The organism is bacterium (assembly GCA_019695335.1).
Classification (GTDB): domain Bacteria; phylum CLD3; class CLD3; order SB21; family SB21; genus JABWBZ01.
The window spans coordinates 26,060-43,662 of record JAIBAF010000018.1 but is presented as its reverse complement, the minus strand read 5'-3'; the positions used below and the strand labels follow the sequence as shown (position 1 = coordinate 43,662).

The 17,603-nt window shown below is 44.1% G+C and carries 19 protein-coding genes; 14 read left to right on the top strand and 5 right to left on the bottom strand.

The window, feature by feature from the left end; genetic code table 11:
* From K1X84_06715 to K1X84_06700, 4 genes are read right to left on the bottom strand one after another with little or no spacing between them, the layout of a single operon-like run.
* Positions 1-525, bottom strand: coding sequence for a DUF4340 domain-containing protein (locus K1X84_06715; protein MBX7151316.1), 525 nt, complete (start codon positions 523-525; stop codon positions 1-3).
* Complete coding sequence (locus K1X84_06710) at positions 518-2,071, bottom strand: GldG family protein (GenBank protein MBX7151315.1); 1,554 nt, start codon at positions 2,069-2,071, stop codon at positions 518-520. Before K1X84_06710 ends, K1X84_06715 begins: the two co-directional genes overlap by 8 nt.
* A 1-nt stretch (position 2,072) precedes the next feature.
* Positions 2,073-2,786, bottom strand: a complete 714-nt coding sequence (locus K1X84_06705; protein MBX7151314.1) for an ABC transporter permease subunit — start codon at positions 2,784-2,786, stop codon at positions 2,073-2,075.
* Positions 2,779-3,726, bottom strand: a complete 948-nt coding sequence (locus K1X84_06700; protein MBX7151313.1) for an ATP-binding cassette domain-containing protein — start codon at positions 3,724-3,726, stop codon at positions 2,779-2,781. The genes K1X84_06705 and K1X84_06700 overlap by 8 nt, the downstream gene beginning before the upstream one ends.
* 268 nt (positions 3,727-3,994) lie before the next feature.
* On the opposite strand from K1X84_06700, the gene K1X84_06695 reads away from it, so the two are divergent.
* The 14 genes from K1X84_06695 to K1X84_06630 all read left to right on the top strand — a co-directional run bounded on the left by K1X84_06695 (position 3,995) and on the right by K1X84_06630 (position 15,697).
* The gene (locus tag K1X84_06695) at positions 3,995-4,354 is read left to right on the top strand and encodes a prepilin-type N-terminal cleavage/methylation domain-containing protein (GenBank protein MBX7151312.1); all 360 of its coding nucleotides are present in this window, start codon (positions 3,995-3,997) and stop codon (positions 4,352-4,354) included.
* 81 nt (positions 4,355-4,435) lie between these two features.
* Positions 4,436-5,314: a hypothetical protein gene (locus K1X84_06690; GenBank protein ID MBX7151311.1), complete on the top strand. Its 879-nt coding sequence runs from the start codon at positions 4,436-4,438 to the stop codon at positions 5,312-5,314.
* A gap of 14 nt (positions 5,315-5,328) precedes the next feature.
* Complete coding sequence (locus K1X84_06685; GenBank protein MBX7151310.1) at positions 5,329-6,096, top strand: prepilin peptidase; 768 nt, start codon at positions 5,329-5,331, stop codon at positions 6,094-6,096.
* 17 nt (positions 6,097-6,113) lie between these two features.
* Positions 6,114-7,301 carry a cell wall metabolism sensor histidine kinase WalK gene (locus K1X84_06680; GenBank protein MBX7151309.1) on the top strand — a complete coding sequence of 396 codons (1,188 nt, stop codon included), beginning with the start codon at positions 6,114-6,116 and terminating at the stop codon, positions 7,299-7,301.
* On the top strand, positions 7,291-7,710 hold the full coding sequence (locus K1X84_06675) for a response regulator (GenBank protein MBX7151308.1): 420 nt from the start codon (positions 7,291-7,293) through the stop codon (positions 7,708-7,710). The genes K1X84_06680 and K1X84_06675 overlap by 11 nt, the downstream gene beginning before the upstream one ends.
* Positions 7,711-7,721: 11 nt before the next feature.
* Entirely contained in the window at positions 7,722-9,425 is a 1,704-nt protein-coding gene (gene gspE / locus K1X84_06670) for a type II secretion system ATPase GspE (protein MBX7151307.1), read from the top strand.
* A 4-nt stretch (positions 9,426-9,429) separates the two neighbouring features.
* Positions 9,430-10,638 carry a type II secretion system F family protein gene (locus K1X84_06665; protein MBX7151306.1) on the top strand — a complete coding sequence of 403 codons (1,209 nt, stop codon included), beginning with the start codon at positions 9,430-9,432 and terminating at the stop codon, positions 10,636-10,638.
* A 41-nt stretch (positions 10,639-10,679) separates the two neighbouring features.
* Positions 10,680-11,096 (top strand): hypothetical protein, encoded by a 417-nt coding sequence (locus tag K1X84_06660; GenBank protein MBX7151305.1) that lies wholly within the window; start codon positions 10,680-10,682, stop codon positions 11,094-11,096.
* Positions 11,097-11,107: 11 nt separating this feature from the next.
* Complete coding sequence (locus K1X84_06655) at positions 11,108-11,659, top strand: prepilin-type N-terminal cleavage/methylation domain-containing protein (GenBank protein MBX7151304.1); 552 nt, start codon at positions 11,108-11,110, stop codon at positions 11,657-11,659.
* A 5-nt stretch (positions 11,660-11,664) separates the two neighbouring features.
* Positions 11,665-13,386 carry a hypothetical protein gene (locus K1X84_06650; protein MBX7151303.1) on the top strand — a complete coding sequence of 574 codons (1,722 nt, stop codon included), beginning with the start codon at positions 11,665-11,667 and terminating at the stop codon, positions 13,384-13,386.
* Positions 13,371-13,787: a hypothetical protein gene (locus tag K1X84_06645; protein ID MBX7151302.1), complete on the top strand. Its 417-nt coding sequence runs from the start codon at positions 13,371-13,373 to the stop codon at positions 13,785-13,787. Before K1X84_06650 ends, K1X84_06645 begins: the two co-directional genes overlap by 16 nt.
* Position 13,788: 1 nt before the next feature.
* Positions 13,789-14,280 (top strand): prepilin-type N-terminal cleavage/methylation domain-containing protein, encoded by a 492-nt coding sequence (locus K1X84_06640; GenBank protein MBX7151301.1) that lies wholly within the window; start codon positions 13,789-13,791, stop codon positions 14,278-14,280.
* Positions 14,281-14,284: 4 nt separating this feature from the next.
* Positions 14,285-15,265: a pilus assembly PilX N-terminal domain-containing protein gene (locus tag K1X84_06635; GenBank protein MBX7151300.1), complete on the top strand. Its 981-nt coding sequence runs from the start codon at positions 14,285-14,287 to the stop codon at positions 15,263-15,265.
* A 138-nt stretch (positions 15,266-15,403) separates the two neighbouring features.
* Positions 15,404-15,697: a Dabb family protein gene (locus tag K1X84_06630; protein MBX7151299.1), complete on the top strand. Its 294-nt coding sequence runs from the start codon at positions 15,404-15,406 to the stop codon at positions 15,695-15,697.
* Here the strand turns inward: K1X84_06630 and K1X84_06625 are convergent.
* Complete coding sequence (locus K1X84_06625; protein ID MBX7151298.1) at positions 15,694-17,556, bottom strand: hypothetical protein; 1,863 nt, start codon at positions 17,554-17,556, stop codon at positions 15,694-15,696. The genes K1X84_06630 and K1X84_06625 overlap by 4 nt on opposite strands.
* Positions 17,557-17,603 lie beyond the last annotated feature (47 nt).

Below are 17,603 nucleotides of genomic sequence, written 5' to 3'. Positions count from 1 at the left end.
CTACCGCCACCAGCTTGCAACCGCTCCCAGTTTGTTAACCATTTTTTGCCGCGACGGATAAACGTTCGGGTCATCCGAATACCGGATGTATTCTTGATTATAATCCGATTGTGAACGGCCTACAAAAATCGTAGCAAGATCCTCATGTTCATTGCGAATTATAACCCTTGTAGCAAAAGTTTCTTGAACGCCTAATTTCGCATACCGCGATGTATCATCGGTCACTGCTCCTTCGCGTTCACCTCTTAAAACCTCCTTAAGAAATTGATCGATTTTATATTTGGCCGGCTGACCCGTGTCAGGCTCAGCAAAAAACCAAGCTGTATCTTTTTTAACAATCGACACCGAAACATTATCTTTTGAGATACTAAAACCGGTGACTTCTTCAGGTTTGAATTTAAAAATCGGTTTAATGATAGCCTGATATTTTTGCTCGCGAAATTGGGTGTATACGAGCAAAAGAATCAAAATTCCGAATACAGCCAAATACGGAAACCACGGATTGGATTTCATATTTTTAAGCATACAACTCCTCCAATAATTTGCGGCGATCACGATTGCGTTTCCATCGGTAAAAACCCAGCAATACAATCACCACTGCCGGTAAAACAATGTTGATCCATTTCAGCGATTTACGGGCCGTATCACCGACGTCTTGAAGCGGCTGCAACGTCACATCGCGCGCTCGAATAGCAATCAATTCCTGATCACCGGTAAGATAATCTACTGCGTTCAGAATCCACTCCGTATTTTCCTCAACGCCACCGCCGCGACGGTCGTTAAAAAATTGATTATCGGTGATAAGCAAAATCCTACCGGAATTAGTCGATTGAATAAAATCAGTTTTTCTGGAATACGCTGAATCGCCTGAAAAGAAACTGCTCATCGTTCCTTCGATCATACCGGCTATGCATTTGGACGGAAACGCAAACGCCTGCATCATCGGATTTTGATTGGGTTGAATCTGAAAAAAAGGCCCGGGTAAAACGCCCGTCTTGTCGGATGTAAACATCAGCGGAGTAAACGCAGTTTTAACGCCTTCGGTTTGGGATAATTCGCTCACAAAAAATACACGCGCTTGCGACAGACCTTTTGTAATCGGATGATCGGTATTAAATTTTTGAATCAAAGGAAAAACCGGGTAATCGATAGCATTTCTGAAAACAAAAGGCCCTTGCTGCGTTTGGATTTGAATCTTACTGCACTTTGCGTCTGTTAGCAATTCCTTCCCTACTTTGACTCCGTAATGTTCAAGCCATGAAAAAATATTCGAACGTATCTCGGTAGCGAAACCCTGTTGAAGGAAATCTTTCACTGAACCTTGCGCGATGAATAGTTGTCCTCCTCGCATCACAAATTGATCCAGATGATATAATTCATCGGGTTTCAGCGAATCCGAAACGCCGTTCATAATAATTGCCTGAATTTCAGACGGAATAGCTGATGACAATTCCACTCGCCGAATCGTGTACAATTGTTCGAGAAACTTCGACAAATTTTGAGTGGTTACTTCCTCATTTTCTTCCGAAATAATCCCGACTGTTTTCAAATTGGTCGCTGTGATCTTCTTAATCGTCGCCGTCAGGTTATATTCCAACCCTTGAGTCGTTTGGATCACGGGAACGGTTTCTTTTTTGTCGCGATACAAAAAAACCAATCCCATATAAACATTCTTTATCTCCATTTTATCATTTTCAATTGCCTGCAATTGCACCGGCGGAATATTATAATTGCGGGCCTGCTCCTGAGTTTTGGCGTCTTCGGCAGGATCGAAAAATTCAAATCGAAACCGGCCGCCGGAATACGCCTGGTACTCTTCAAGTAAATCTTGAAGATACCGTCGTGAATTGGCGTATGTATTGGGCATATTGCTGGAAAAATAAACCTTAGCTACAAGCTGATCCTCCAGTTTACCGATCACTTCCCGGCTCGCATCGGACAACGAATACATCTTAGAATCCGTCGCATCCCACCGAAAAAACAATGTCCTCGAAACGATGTTTAAAACCACCAAAATGGCGGCCATCAACAAAAAATATTTGACGAATTGATTTTTATTACTGATTTCCATCTTATCTCCACTTTCTGATTTCTAAAACCCGCGCGCTCATGATCAAAAAAAACACCATTAATGACCCAAAATAAATCAGGTTTCGCGAGTCGATTACCCCCCGTGAAATGTTGTTCAAATGATAATCAATACTGATAAACTGAAGCACTTCTGTCATAAAATCGGGAACAAACGGCAAGATTTTTTCTAAAAACCATAGTATTGAAATAAAAAGAAAACTAAGGAGAAATGCTGCGATCTGATTTTCAGTCACCGAGCTTCCCAAAATGCCAATAGCCGTATAAGCCGCCCCTACCAATAAAAGTCCGAAATATCCGCTGAAAATAGCGCCAATATCAACGGCCGTACCGACAAACAACAGAGTAATAAAATGAATTCCAGTGAACAACAAAGCTATGCCAATGAGCGAAACGATCGCCAAAAACTTTCCCAAAACAATGTGCGAATCCTTCATCGGAAGCGTCGCCAGAAATTCCATCGTTCCGCTGTTTTTCTCCCTCGCAATCGATCCCATAGAGATGGCCGGAATGAAAAAAAGATAGACCCAAGGAACAACATCAAATAAACTCCGCAAATCCGATTGATTGGACAGAAAAAAAGTATTGGTAAAGAACCATGATGTAATGAGTGCAAATACGATCAGCACAATATACGCGACCGGGCTGTTAAAAAAAGCAGCCATTTCTTTCCGATATATCAACTTAATATTATCCATTCTGCACGCCTCCTTCTACGGTCAAAGTGCGGAAAACATCTTCAAGACTGACTTTATAACGGCCCATTTCCAGGATCGTCCAGCGCCGGCTAACCGCATAATCAAATATATCGCTTCGTGGATCAATCGTATTCGGATATTCCAATTGAACGGTCATCGTTCCATTCAGGTTAACGACTTTTGCTACGTTGACGGCCTTCACTGTTCCTACAATACCGTTGATATCGGCTTCGTTGGCATTTTTTAATTCAAGAGTCAAAACCGTTTTGCCTTTGAATGATTGCATCAATTCTTCCGTCGTACCATCTGCCACGATTTCGCCTTTATTGATGATCACCATCCGGTCGGCCGTCAGTTCGATTTCCTGCAAAATGTGACTGGACATGATCAGAGTTTTTTTCTTGCCGAGGTTTTTGATCAATTCCCTGATCTCAACAATTTGATTAGGATCCAAGCCGCTGGAAGGTTCATCCAGAATCAGAATTTTCGGATCATGAAAGATCGCTTGAGCCAAGCCGACGCGTTGACGGTAACCTTTTGAAAGCTCGGAAATATATTTATGGATCACGCCGCGTAATCCGCACAGATCAACTACTTCGCCCAACCGCTTTTTGAATGCTTGCCCTGTAATCTCTCTTGCCGACGCAACAAATTGCAAATAATCATACACATTCATTTCAACATACAGCGGATTAAGTTCCGGTAAATAACCGATCATCCGCCTGATGTCGAGTGAGTGCTCGAGAATATTGAGTTGGTCAACATAGACATTGCCGGATGTGGGCGCAAGATAGGTCGTCATCATTTTCAAGGTCGTCGATTTTCCCGCTCCGTTCGGCCCCAGGAATCCCAGAATTTCTCCATCATTAACTTGAAAATTGATGCTATTGACGGCGCGCAACGTCCCGTAATTTTTTACCAGATTCTCAACACGAATCATATTGTCTCCTGATTGTTTTAAGCGGGTGCAAATTATAAAATCAAAAAAAAATTGTCAAGTAATACTATCCAAACCTTCAAACAGGTAACGCTTCCATAAAATAGGGTTTTTTTCCATAGAACAAATCTTCAATCGCCTTTTAAGTTCAATAAATCAATGAGATGCAATTCGGCATGGAGATTGTCTTAAGTTAACATCGAACTTAAGAAATTTCACTGAGCAATAGCTCAATAATAATTCACCTAATCACCTTAAAAGGAGAAAAAAAATGAAAGCTCTCAAAAATCAAAGCGGTTTTACCTTGATGGAATTGGTAACCGTGATCGTTATCCTCGGTATTTTGGCCGCTGTTGCGATTCCGAAATATTTTGACCTTACCGATCAAGCTGAAGCCGGCGCCTGCAAATCGAATCAAGGCGCTATCGAAGCGGCTGCTTCAGTCGGATATGCTCAAAGCGCTCTTGCTGGCGGCCCAGCCACTTTTCCGGCTTCTGCGGCTATCTTAGCAACGTCCAGCAACGCTTATTTCGCCAGCGGCGTCGCTCCGACATGCCCTTCCGGCGGTACCTATACCTATGATGCGACAACCGGTTTAGTTACTTGCAGTGAAGCAGGACACGCCCGTTAATTTATCAACCTATTTGACAAGAGTCCCGATTAAAGTCGGGACTCTGTTAAATTTAAAACGGCTTTAAGGAGTGCCTTTAACATGTTGAATCAATTCAAATCCAAAAATCCAAACTTAACGGTCGAAATCAATCCGGAAAGTTTTGGCGGCGAGCCCATCGAAGTACCGATCACGATTTTGAAATATTCGTCAGTGCGGCAAAAAGAATCACAGGAACTTTCCCGCGAAGTTAAGAAAAAAATCCGCCGTAATATTCAGGATTGGAACGTGGTTGAAGCGATGATCAAGCCATTCACTCCAAGCCAGTTGATCGAATTAGAAGCTTTTTTATGGGATGAAGCGATGGCGTACGCGGAAACCAATTTGCATCAGAAAATGACGCGTGAATTCATCACCAGCCGTATGGAACCAACGGCTAATTATCACCGCCGTCAGATGTGCAATGAGCCGTTGATTGCCTGTCGCGCTAATTATTGTATTCATTCGAATCCCGAATGCGCCAGCCGGAAACTTCGCGAACACATTCATGCCATTGCGAGCATTTTCGACCGGCGTACGGCTCGTAATGCAAGCATCAGCGACGCCCTCGATAAATTTCTTCAACAGCTGATCAAAAAATTCGGTTTATTCGCCCTGATCCTTACAACGGACAACGGTGTACCCGTTGCGGCACTCAGCGATATCGACGTCGGCAATCCATCTTCGGGTGATCATTCCGATTTTATTCGTTTTTTCTATTCTCACTTGCAAAAATATATCGATTCAAAATCACAGGATAGTTCAGTGTATTTCGACGTCGATTTAAAAGCCGTTTCGCAAAAGTTTGAAACGGATGGACAGACAATGATCATCACGCTTCTCGGCGTCAAAGACATTAATTTCGATGTGGCCATATTTCAAGCGACCATGGGCATCAGCCGCATTTTCGCCCAAGAAGAAACTATGCGTTCTAACAGCTAAACAAAAAAACAACCATGTTATCAATCTACGTCATACTTTTCAGTTTAGGTTCGATTATCGGCAGCTTCTTAAATGTGGTCATTTATCGTATTCCTAATGACTTGTCATTGTGGTCCCCTCCATCGCATTGCCCTAATTGCAGCCACCGCATTCCGTGGTATTACAATGTGCCGCTGTGGGGATTTCTTGTTCAATTAGGCCGTTGTGCATTTTGCCGAACACCTATTTCATTCCGTTACCCTGCCGTTGAAATTCTTAGTGGAATTTTCGTGTGCTTTCTTTTTTCGCAATTCGGATTAACGGTCCTATTTTTTAAACTCACGTTCTTAGCGTTGCTCATGCTCGTTTTAAGTTGTATCGACTACCAAAAACACCTGATCCCCAACCGCATCGTTTTTTTCAGCTTTCCCTTTGCCATACTGTTCAGCGTGATGGAAGGTAAACCTTCGATTATCGATTCCAGCTTGGGATTTTTAGTCGGTGGTTTAGGCCTCTGGGCTGTTTGGTACATCGGCCATCTTTTGTATAAACGCGATGGCATAGGCGGTGGCGACATCAAGCTTGCCGCCCTGCTCGGTATTTTTATCGGATGGAAATTATTGCTGTTAAGTATTTTTACATCATTCGTTTTGATATCGTTGATAGGATGGATGGGTATTCTGGCCCGGCGCCTGACGAATAACAGCCAGATTCCGCTGGCTCCGTATCTCACCATCGCTTTGTGGATTAATGTGTTTTACGGTCTCGATATCATCCGCTGGTATATTGAATTTATTAATTGATCAGAAAGAATAAGGTCATGGCACTACAACTTTTAACATCGCGGTTTCCTGATAATTCAGATTTTTCGGAAATCGCATCGAACATCGGCGAAGAAGATACGTCTGGCCTGACCGGCATTTTGCGTAAAGAACTAAACAACGAATTATTCGAAATCATTGACCACCTCGATGACGGCATTTTCTTTATCGATCTTCTCGATCAAGTGGTCATCATCAATAAACGTGCGGTACATATGCTTGGGTTACGCCGCACCGTCAATCCTGGTGAAAAGCTTTCCCTCAATGAAATTTTCAATACTTCCCGTATCGCGGTTGAAGATCTACTCAATCGCGTCCGTTTGTCAGAAAAGAAATCATTCAAAGAAACAGTAGTTATCAGCCACCGATCGATCATTTATGAGTTGGAAGTTAAAGACGTCGTAACCAAAAACAACGTAAGGATGGGCCGGCTGTGTATCATTCGGGATATTTCGAAAGCATGGATTGAATTGCATCGTAAATCGGAATTTTTATCGATGGTTGCGCACGAGTTGCTCAATCCAATGACGCCGATGAAAGAAGGATTAAGCCTCGTCCTGGAAAAAAGCGTAGGACCTTTAAACGAAGTACAAGAACAGTGCCTGCATGTGGTTTATGACGAAGTCAATCGCCTTTCGCGTTTAGTCAATGATCTATTGGATATCAATCGTATTGACTCCGGAAAGCTCAGAATCCATCGTCAATTAGTCGATGTTGAAAAATTAGTCAATGAAGTTTTAGCAACAACGGAAAATAAAGCTTCTGAAAAAAGCATTGACCTTGTTACGCACATTCAGCCCAACCTTTTCGACATGTATGCCGACCCGGACCGGATTAAACAAGTTTTGTTCAACCTGATCGACAACGCAATTAAATACTCTCCCACACAATCGCACGTCGTCGTATCGGTTATCGGCCGCACGAGTGGATTTGAAATTACCATACGCGATCAGGGCTTCGGTATCCGCAAACCCGACATCAAAAAATTATTCGACCGCTTCGTCCAACTCGATTATCCCGAACACATTCAAAACCGCCGGAAAGGCAGTGGACTTGGATTAAGCATCGTTAAAGAAATTATAAAACTGCATCACGGAAAAATTAAAGTTCAAAGTGAGTTCGGTAAAGGCAGCGCTTTTACCCTGCTTTTACCCAAACGAAAGAAGGCGCGTAAAAATGACTCATAAAATTTTGATCGTCGACGACTATCCTAATATGGTCGATATGTTAAGCGTTCGTCTCAAAGCCAATGGCTTCGATGTCATCTCCAGTTATGATGGCGTCGAAGGTTTGCAAATGGCGCGCTTGCAAAAACCGGATTTGATTATTCTCGATGTACTGCTTCCGCGTATGGACGGATTCAAAATTTGCCGGCTGTTGAAATTCGATGAAAAATACCGGCACATCCCGATCATTATGCTGACGTCACGCGCCCGCGATATCGACAAAAAAACCGGATTGGATATGGGCGCGAATGCTTATATCTACAAACCTTATGACTCGGCTTCACTCGTTCAGAAAATCAATGAACTCTTAAATACCCGTACGTTCGTGCCGCAAACTGAAAATTTCAGCGCGGCGGTTAACGTCATTTAAACGAAAAGACCATGCTCACTCATTCTAAATTAGGCGAAATGTTACTAGCCAATCAGTTGGTTACTGAAGCGCAGCTTTCGGACCTGTTATCGCAGCAGCAACGGTATGGGAAGAAACTCGGTAAAATCGTAGCCGAAAAGAAAATGGTGAGTGAAAATGATTTGATGCAGGTGCTTTCGGATCAGTTGGGATTGCCGACGGTTGAATTATCAACATTCGAAGTCGATCCTGAACTCGTTCATCTGATCCCGGAAAATCTGATGAAAGCAAAACTTGTTTTTCCATTATTCATAATCGGCGACGAATTAACTGTGGCGATGGTTGATCCGCGCGATCTCGAAGCTATCGATGAATTACGCCGTGTGACCAAAATGAACATCTCGCCGATGTTGTGTTCCGAGCAGGATTTGCAGGAAACATTGAACAGGATTTTCAAGGAATCGTCCTCATCGATCAAAAGCGAAGTTGAAGATGCCGTCAAAGATTACCAACTCGATGTCGAGATGGTCGAGGTCGACGCCACGGATCAAACTAAAGAAGAACTCGAAGAAGCGGCTCAACTGACGCCGATTATCCGGCTCTCCAACTTAATCATATCCGCTGCGGTCAAAGAAGGCGCCAGCGATATTCATATCGAACCGGAAGAGAAAAAGGTTCTAGTGCGTTTTCGCGTCGATGGGGTCATGAAAGAATCATTCGTGTTAGAGAAAAATCTGCAATCCGCATTGTTGTCCCGTTTCAAAATCATGTCGGGTCTCGACATCGCCGAAAAACGTTTGCCGCAAGACGGACGCTTTCAGACGCGCATCGGCAACCGTACGATCGATTTTCGTATTTCATCCTTCCCGACCATCAATGGCGAAAACATCGTCATGCGTATTCTCGACAAAAGCTCGGTAACCATGAGTCTATCGCAGCTTGGCTTCGATAAAAATACGCAAATCTTTTTCGAAGAACTCATTCGCCGCCCCAACGGAATCATTCTCGTCACGGGTCCGACTGGAAGCGGTAAAACCACTACGCTCTATTCTGCTTTGAGTACGATCAATTCCGTCGACAAAAACATCATCACCGTCGAAGATCCGATTGAATACAGACTTGAATTGATCCGTCAATGCCAGATCAACTCGAAAATCGGGCTGACGTTTGCGGCCGGACTACGTTCGATTTTGCGGCAAGATCCCGACGTGATCATGGTCGGTGAAATTCGAGATAAAGAAACAGCCCACATCGCCATCGAATCGGCTTTAACAGGCCATCTCGTATTCTCGACGCTGCACACGAACGATGCACCTAGCGCTATCAATCGTCTCACCGATATGGGCATTGAACCATTTCTGACGTCGTCGGCTTTGGCCGGTGTCCTCGCGCAACGTTTAGTCAGAAAACTTTGTCCGAAATGCAAAACGGTATTTCATCCCGACTCCGATACGCTTAAATCACTGAATATCCGCGTATCGCCGAATTATTCGTTTTACGCACCCAAAGGATGCCCTCATTGCAATAATAAAGGCTATAAAGGCCGACTGGCCATTTATGAATTACTGCTCGTCAACGACGAAATACGTCACCTGACGATTGAACGCGCATCGGCTAATCGGCTGAAAGACGCGGCCATCGAGAACGGTATGCGAACGCTGAGGCAAGACGGCGTCGCTAAAATTCTTCAAGGCCTGACCAGTATTGAAGAAGTCATCCGCGTCACATCGGAGTAAGATTATGAGCCAATTTCAATACAAAGCGATCAATAACTCAGGACAGATCGTCGTTGATACGATGGAAGGCCCAACAGCCGGGTTTATATCGGAACAACTCGAACGCTTAAATTACGTGCCGCTTCAAGTCACAGAAAAAAAAGGCATGTTTGCCGGTAAAAAAAACAGTGCAAAAAAGATCGAACCTAAAGAAGTGATCGTTTTTACTAAACAGTTTGCAACGCTTTTTAAAGCCGGCGTTCCCCTGCTCTCGTGTTTACAAGCGCTCGAAGAACAAGCGGCATCCGAAGCCATGCGCGACGTCATCAAAGACATTGCCGGAAGCGTGCAAAGCGGCAAAACGCTCTATGAATCAATGAAACCGCACAAAAATGCTTTTTCAAGTTTGTATGTCGACATGGTACGCGTCGGCGAAGCTGCCGGCGTTCTCGATGAAGTGCTCACGCGGCTGGTCGCATTTCTGTCGCACGATCTGGAAATAAAATCCTCGATCAAAAAAGCGACCCGTTATCCGATCATTGTTTTGGTAGGTATTGTGATTGCGTTTATCGTACTGATTCTTTTGGTTGTGCCAAAATTCGTAGACATTTTCACAAAAATGAAAGTCGAATTACCGCTACCGACGCAGATCCTCATCGCAATCAATACCGGCATCACTCAATACTGGTATATCGTTATTCCCTCGGCGATCGCGTTATTTATCGGTTTCCGGATGTTTATCAGAACACCGTACGGCAACAGAATGTGGGACGAAAAACGATTGAAACTGCCGATCTTTGGACCATTGTATCTGAAAACATCGATATCACATTTTGCCAAAACATTTGAAACGTTGAATAAGAGCGGCCTTCCGATCCTGCAAACATTGACGATTATCGCCGAAACCATGGGCAATATTATAATTTCGGAAGAAATCCAGAAAGTTATTACCGGCGTCAAAGAAGGCCAGGGTTTAGCACAACCGCTCCGCCGTAGTACAATCTTTCCTCCCATCGTTGTCCAAATGATTTCCATCGGCGAGAAATCCGGCGCACTCGATAACATGATGACCAACATTTTTGAATATTTCGATGAAGAGGTCGATTACACGGTCAAAAATCTTACGACACTCATCGAGCCTTTGATCACCGTGCTTTTGGGTGGAGTCATTTTATTTATTGCATTGGCGATATTTATGCCAATGTGGGACATGCTCGGACATATGGGGAAATGAACGACCATGACGACTTTTAATCAATTACAAAGGGGGCTTTTATGAACCCATTCATTCACACTTCAAAAAAATTCATTTATTCAGATCAGCGAGGTATGACGTTGCTTGAATCGGTGATGACAGTCGTATTTTTAAGCATTACACTCGTAGGTATTGTCCGCCTTTACGGAACACTGGCAATGGGTACGCCCCAGGCATCTTTGTCCATTGAGGGTACGCTTGCCGCTCAAAGCCAGATCGAATCGGTTCTACGCGACCTGAATAACCCAACGCGCGGCGTTCAATACATCAAAGTTCCTCAACGTTACCCAGACGTAACAATTGGCGAATTTATTGTGAGGACACAACTTGACACGGTCGAGCACATTTACAATAATGTTCCGTACATGCTCCTCCATGTTACGGCAACACATTCCAACCTCGATGATATCAGTTTAAAAATGTGGGTTACCAAATAACGGAGAAAATCATGAAAAAAAATTTTACATACTTTAAAAAGTTAAATCGGAATGAATCGGGCTTCACATTGTTTGAATTGACAGCGGGCCTTGCCATTTTCGGAATGAGCGGATTGATCCTGTCCACCGTGCTGGTTTCACTTATGGACATTTATTCCATTTCGACCACGTCAAGTTATCAAGCTTCTGAAGTAAGCCGCGTGGCTGAAATGACCCTGCGCGATATCCGGCAGGCTCAAGGCGATCAAGCCATCAATGCCGCTTCCTCGTCATCACTGATGTTTGTCAATCGAAACAATGATACCGAAACGTTTACGTATTCACTGCAGGAAGAAGCATTCTGGCGCACAATCTCCAACGGACAGGCCAATCGCACCGACACGTTGCTTTATACGCCCGGAATACAGATCTCGTTCGCTTATTTGGATTCCAACGGACAATCGCTCAATACAAATCCGATTCCTGTTTCATTGATTCGCGAAGTTCGTTTGAATTTCAGCCTGGCAACGATTGCAGGTAACCGGTTAGTCACGGCCAAAACGCAATTAAGAAATTTGAGGTAACCACTATGAAAACCACTTTTTTATATCAATTATGGCCCGAAAAGCCCGCTGCAGAAAAAGGCGCGATGGGTATGGCCACCAGTATTTTCATCGTCGCCATATTGAGCATATTCGGCTTGATTCTGGCCAACATGCAGGTTCAAACCAGCCAGCGCGCAGCATCGTCCTATGCTCTCACACAAGCGTTGTATATCGCTGAAAGCGGTATTCGGTATGCCTACACTAAAAGCATGAACGGCCTCGATCAGATCGATTCAACTGAAGCAAATAATGAAGACGACAAAGTTATTTTAACCCACATTCCTCCGGGCAATCCGTCGCAGGCACACACGATCTGCGTCGGACGTTCAGCCGTAGAAGCTCATCTTGCACACGGAGATTATCTTGGCACCAAAGAAATCGATTACGGCGCCAACGATCCGTGGACATGGTCACAAAACAACATCCCGATCGAAGGCGGATTCGCCGACGTGACAGTTCAGAGAACACGCCCCATGGGCGATACGGTATTGATCACGGCGCTGGGAAAATTCGGTGAAACAGCCACAAAAATTGAACGGACTATCCGGTTCATTGACTATTTGTATTATGCGTCGCTTACAACCGGTGATCTGGAAGATGTGGTGGTAGAAGATGAAACCGAACAGGCCGATCCGCGGAGAAAATGTAAAATAAAAAGTAACGACCGTTGTAAACCTAAAATGGATCACGCGAAATTATGCGATCACGCGGTGAAACAAACGCATTATTTTGACGGTAATCTCACCGTTGCACAAAACTCAACCTATCCTCCGGGTGAAGACGATTTTTATTACGAACCAATCCAGGGTGAAGTCATCCCAGGCGAATTGGACGAATCAGAATTGGAATTTGCCTATATGGCTGAAGGACGTATCGGTAATGTTGTCACCGGATCGTCGACGCATGAGATCGATTTAGGCCGTTCCAATTCAGGGCCGTTTTATTACGGGCAAACGTCCAACTTCCAATGGCAGTCCGGTGTCGCTTATCCGTTTTCATTAACCTATGATGGCAATGACGACGTTTACTTCAGTATCAACGGAACAGCCGTCACATATGAATTTCACGGTAATGAAGACGTCATCGAACGCATTTTCGTGCGCGCGCGTTCACAATCCAATACATCGATCGTGCTGGATAATTTTGTTTTAAATAATACCACGGTCGACGATACCCTCAATGCTTCCGCATCGGCCGGCACCGTCAATGTATTGCAAATCGCCGGTGGTAATCTTAAGGAAGGATTTACATTAACAGGCCGTGTCAAAATGACGTTCCCAACTTCAGGTACCAACCGGCCGACAAATTCAAGTTTAGCGTTCCAGATCAAAGTCGGCAAAGACAATACGGCCACCCAAAATACGCTTTACAAAAAACCGCTTGTCACATGGATCAACGGCGACCTGACGCTGAACAAAAATTCAAAAATCCGCGGCATCGTGGTTTGCAACGGGCGTGTGACGATGAATCAGGGATGTGAAGTCGATGGTATCGTATATGCACGCAATGAATCCCAGCCGTCATCGTATTCGATGGCCAAAAGCTGCAAAGTCAAGGGCGGATTCATCGGGCATTGCAGCCTAACCGGACATTACTCCGGTACAAGCCGTGTATGTCATAAACGTGATTATGTAGCTTCCTTTTACCAGTACGTCGTCGGGTATCTTCCATCTAGCGTGGAATGGATATCATGGAAACAATATTAACAAAAAATAAATGGATCCGGAATCAGCACGGCTATTCTGTTCTTGAAGTGATTACAGTCATTCTGTTCATTGGAATCGCGCTGCCGACGCTGGTCATGTTTTTCAGCCAGGCTATCTCGAACGGCGCTGAAGCCGAAGTTCAGACCAAAGCGCTCATGTTGTGCGAACAAAAAATGGAAGAAGTATTGACGGATAAACTATCGCCGTCGCGCGGTTATTCATGGATGACCACACCTAACCGGTATGTTTCCGAAAATATCTCAGGCGGGTATACCCGGACGGTCGCCGTCGCGACTACCGGCAAAAGCTTCAACGGTGTGGCTTATGCCGAAATCACTGTGACAGTTTCGCATTCTCTGATTACACCGATTCAATTGGTTAGTTGGGCAACCATGTACTAACATGAAAAATGCTTTGATAAATTCCAAAGGATTCACGCTGATCGAGCTGCTCACCACCGTAGCCGTGATGGGAATTTCATTTCTTGGCATCTATGTCATTTTTATGAAATCCACTGACATTTATTCGGAAGTTCTCGGAAGATCGCTCGCAGTGCAAACTATCGAACAAGCAACAGACGTGCTGACGCGGGAAACTAAAAATCTGCGCGACAAAAACAGCATCCTGATTGCATCGGCCTCCCAATTTCGATTTACGAACAACAACGGACAGAACATTGACTTGACGTACACGGATCAGCAATTGAAAAAAAATGCCGTCGCTTTCGCATCGCACGTTACGGCTTTTTCACTTACTTATAAAAAATGGGATGGCACATCGTGGACATCCGGTGCAACCAATCTGATCGCATCCGTACACTACAGCATTACGGTCAGAAATTCCGGTAAAAATGTGACCTTCCAGAATTCGATCTTGTTAAGGAATGCCAGGTGATCTTATGAAATCTTTTCTTCATGATGAAAGCGGCTCGGCTCTGAGCAGTACGATCCTGATCATTTCCATTCTTACGTTCATGGGATTGACGCTGACGCTGACCCAACAGAACAATGCCAAAATCAGTGCGACCGATAGCGACAACATGCGCGCATTTTATTCCGCTCAATCCGCGATCGACTATGCCGTCAAAGCCTCCTTAAACACCATGAACTGGCATTGGTCGGCATCGAATCAATCCATCGCTGGCGGCACTGTCACGATCACGGTCGAAGACAACACGATCAGACCTGCACTTAACGATACGTTGCAGGTAAGCGTCAAATCCGTGTACGGTCAAACGGCTTCTAATCAGGTTTTCCGCCTGCGTATGGTTGACATTAGCGGATATGCCGTATACATCAGCGGCAGTTTGAACGACGTCAGCGTGCGTGACTCGGCAGGAACCATCAATAATTCACTTGCCTACGAATACGCGACCGTTTTACCGGAAATCGACATTAACAAACTCAAGCAAACGGCCATTGCCCAGGGGCATTATTTCAACAGCAGCCTCACATTAGACAACGGATCGACGTATCCTACGGGCAATGATGCGAGCTATTATCACCCACGACCGAACGGTGTTCCCAGCGATACGCCTAATGTCGTCTATATCGAGGGCGATCTCGAAGTTAAAAACAGCGCAAGCATTTACGGAATTGTCGTTGTCCAGGGCGACGTACGCCTGAAAAACAGTCAGAAACTCGAAGGCATCCTCTATCTCCCCAGCCCCGTTTCAGTCGTCGAACCGCAGGACGTTACGCTCTACAATAAAGAAAATGTCTACGGCGGAATTTTCGGCGGCGCGAATGTCGAAGGTAATGGGAATCCAAATAAAATAAACGTCTACTTCCGTTCATCCTATATTCAAAAATTCTTCAGAAACTTCTCATCTAACGGCATGCCTTTCGTTATGTTCTGGCGAAACTGGAAGCAGATATAGACTCAGAATACTGCTTACGAAAGTCGCTGGTTCCAAATCACTAAAAAATAAAAAACGTCCTCCATTGCGGAAATGTGCTTGAGTTTCATCGCATTTTTTTAAAGCTTATTATTAAATTCTAGTATTACAGGAGAATGCATGGTCACGCACGTTGTTTTATTCAAACTTTTTCCGAATGTTGCACAGGATAAAATTGATCGGATGATCGCCGGGTTAAATGGATTAAAAAATGAAATTCCCCAACTGATGGAAATGCATGCCGGCGTCAATTTCTCCGATAGAAATAAAGGGTACGAATTGATGCTCGTGAGCCGGTTTAAAAATAAGGAAGATCTTAAAACTTACAACGATCATCCGGCTCACAGGAAAGTCGTAACCGAGATCATAAGTCCGATTCGTGAGGAAGTCGTGGTGGGCGATATCGAATTTTAAGATTGTTTCTGAACCAAAGAAATCGATTGCTCAAAATGGCATTGATCCAACCAGTTGTGTAGTGCTTGAGTCTGTCCTGCGTCCAACAACTGCCGGTGATGTTCATCCAGAATGATAGTTCTGATTTTGGTCTGCTGATCAATCATCGTGATACGCAGCATCAGACCGATTAAAAGCGTCTCAGTCTGCGAAAGCTGTAGCAAAGTGGCGTGTTTGGCTTCTGGAGAATGTTCCGGTGAAAATAAAATCTTAATTAATCCGGTCACGCTTGATCGATACGGTTTCGGCAGCTTCGAAGATAATTTTTTTATAAATGTTTCACGCGATTGTTCAAACTGCCGGTTTTTCAAAAAAGCCAATCCTTCCTGAACGATCTTAATATACCGCTTCAGCGATATCTGCCGACGTGCCTCATCTTCTTCATTTACCGGCTTTTCCAACTCTTGTAACTGCACGGCCAAAGTACTTTTACGACGGATCAATTCAGCAATGTGCTTCGATATCTCCAACGACTGTTGTTGCATTTCCTGAGAGGAACGCAGCAATTTAGCATATTTATCTTCATGTACGGTTGTTTGCAACTCCTCCAGCTCTTTAACAATTATTTTTTTCTGATCGTCCAGCTTCTGAATGGCCGATTTTATTTTTTTGGAATCGTTTTGAGAAAACAGTTTTTTAGTTTTGGAGAAAACCTGAAACTGATCGTATGCCGTTCGAAACTCTTGCCGTTCTTGTTTTAACTGATCAATTTCTAACTCAAGATCGGCATAACTTTTCAGCTTTTGTTCGATACGTTTAGACTCATTTTCGTACACGGCAATTTGTTTTGGAGACGGAACGTCATCGTCCGCTTCTTCGCCCGCCGGTACAACAGCCTTTTTAAAGCGCCTCAATTCCTGCTGCAGTCCGATCAGGTTTTTTTCAAGGTGAGCGCGTTCTATCAGCCGCTGTTCATAGTCGATAATACGTTTAGATAAATTTTCATACCGTTTACGTTTCTCGTCAATTTCGGCCAATTCTTCATCGCTCAGATCGGTGAGCGTATTATTGTCAATAATTGATCGGTATGTTTTCAGTTCAAATTCGATTTTATGCAATTCGTCTTTTTTATTTTCGATGAATTCATGGATCCGCGACGCCTGGTGCATATCTTTTTGTTCGCCAGAAAGCTTTTGTTCCAATTGATGCGCCAGTGTTTCTTTATTCTGAATTTCAATTTCGATTTGGGCAATTTCTTTAGTCAATAAACCGATCTTTTTGGAATCTCTCGCCCGTTCCTGGCTGATGAGTTTGGATTTATTTATTTCTTCGCCTATGTGTGATTCTATGCCGATCAAATGCTGATAAGCATTCGAGTATGCATCGGTCATAAAACACCGATCGACAAAGGACTCTTTCATAAGGCTTTGCAACAGATCCGCAGATGAGTCGAACATCAAAGCCGTCAGGAAGGCATACCGGTCATTGATCATTTCGGGATAAGGTTCGGTTTCATCGCCATCGCATTGCTGCAGCCACCATTTTTTCCATTTCACGGCTTCGTCATAATTCAACAAATTCATCGTGCGGTCATCGATAGAAACTTTCCACGCCGATACAGCTCCGGCTTTCCATTTTTTTTCGATCGTTGCATCCTTTTTACCAAAGGTTATCTGCAGTTTGACTGATGATTCGGATGCACCATCTTTGAGTAATCGCTGAGGATCGGCATCAAAACAGAGTACGCTACGAAGCGCGTGAATGACAGTTGTTTTCCCCTCGGCATTACCGAGGACAATTTGTGACTGACCGGCGGAGAAAGTCACGGTGTACGATTCAAACGGCCCGATATTTTTTAACCTAAGCTCTTTGAAGATCATAAGCGGAACATGGAAGTTTTAACTTGAAAGAGTTGCATGTAATATAT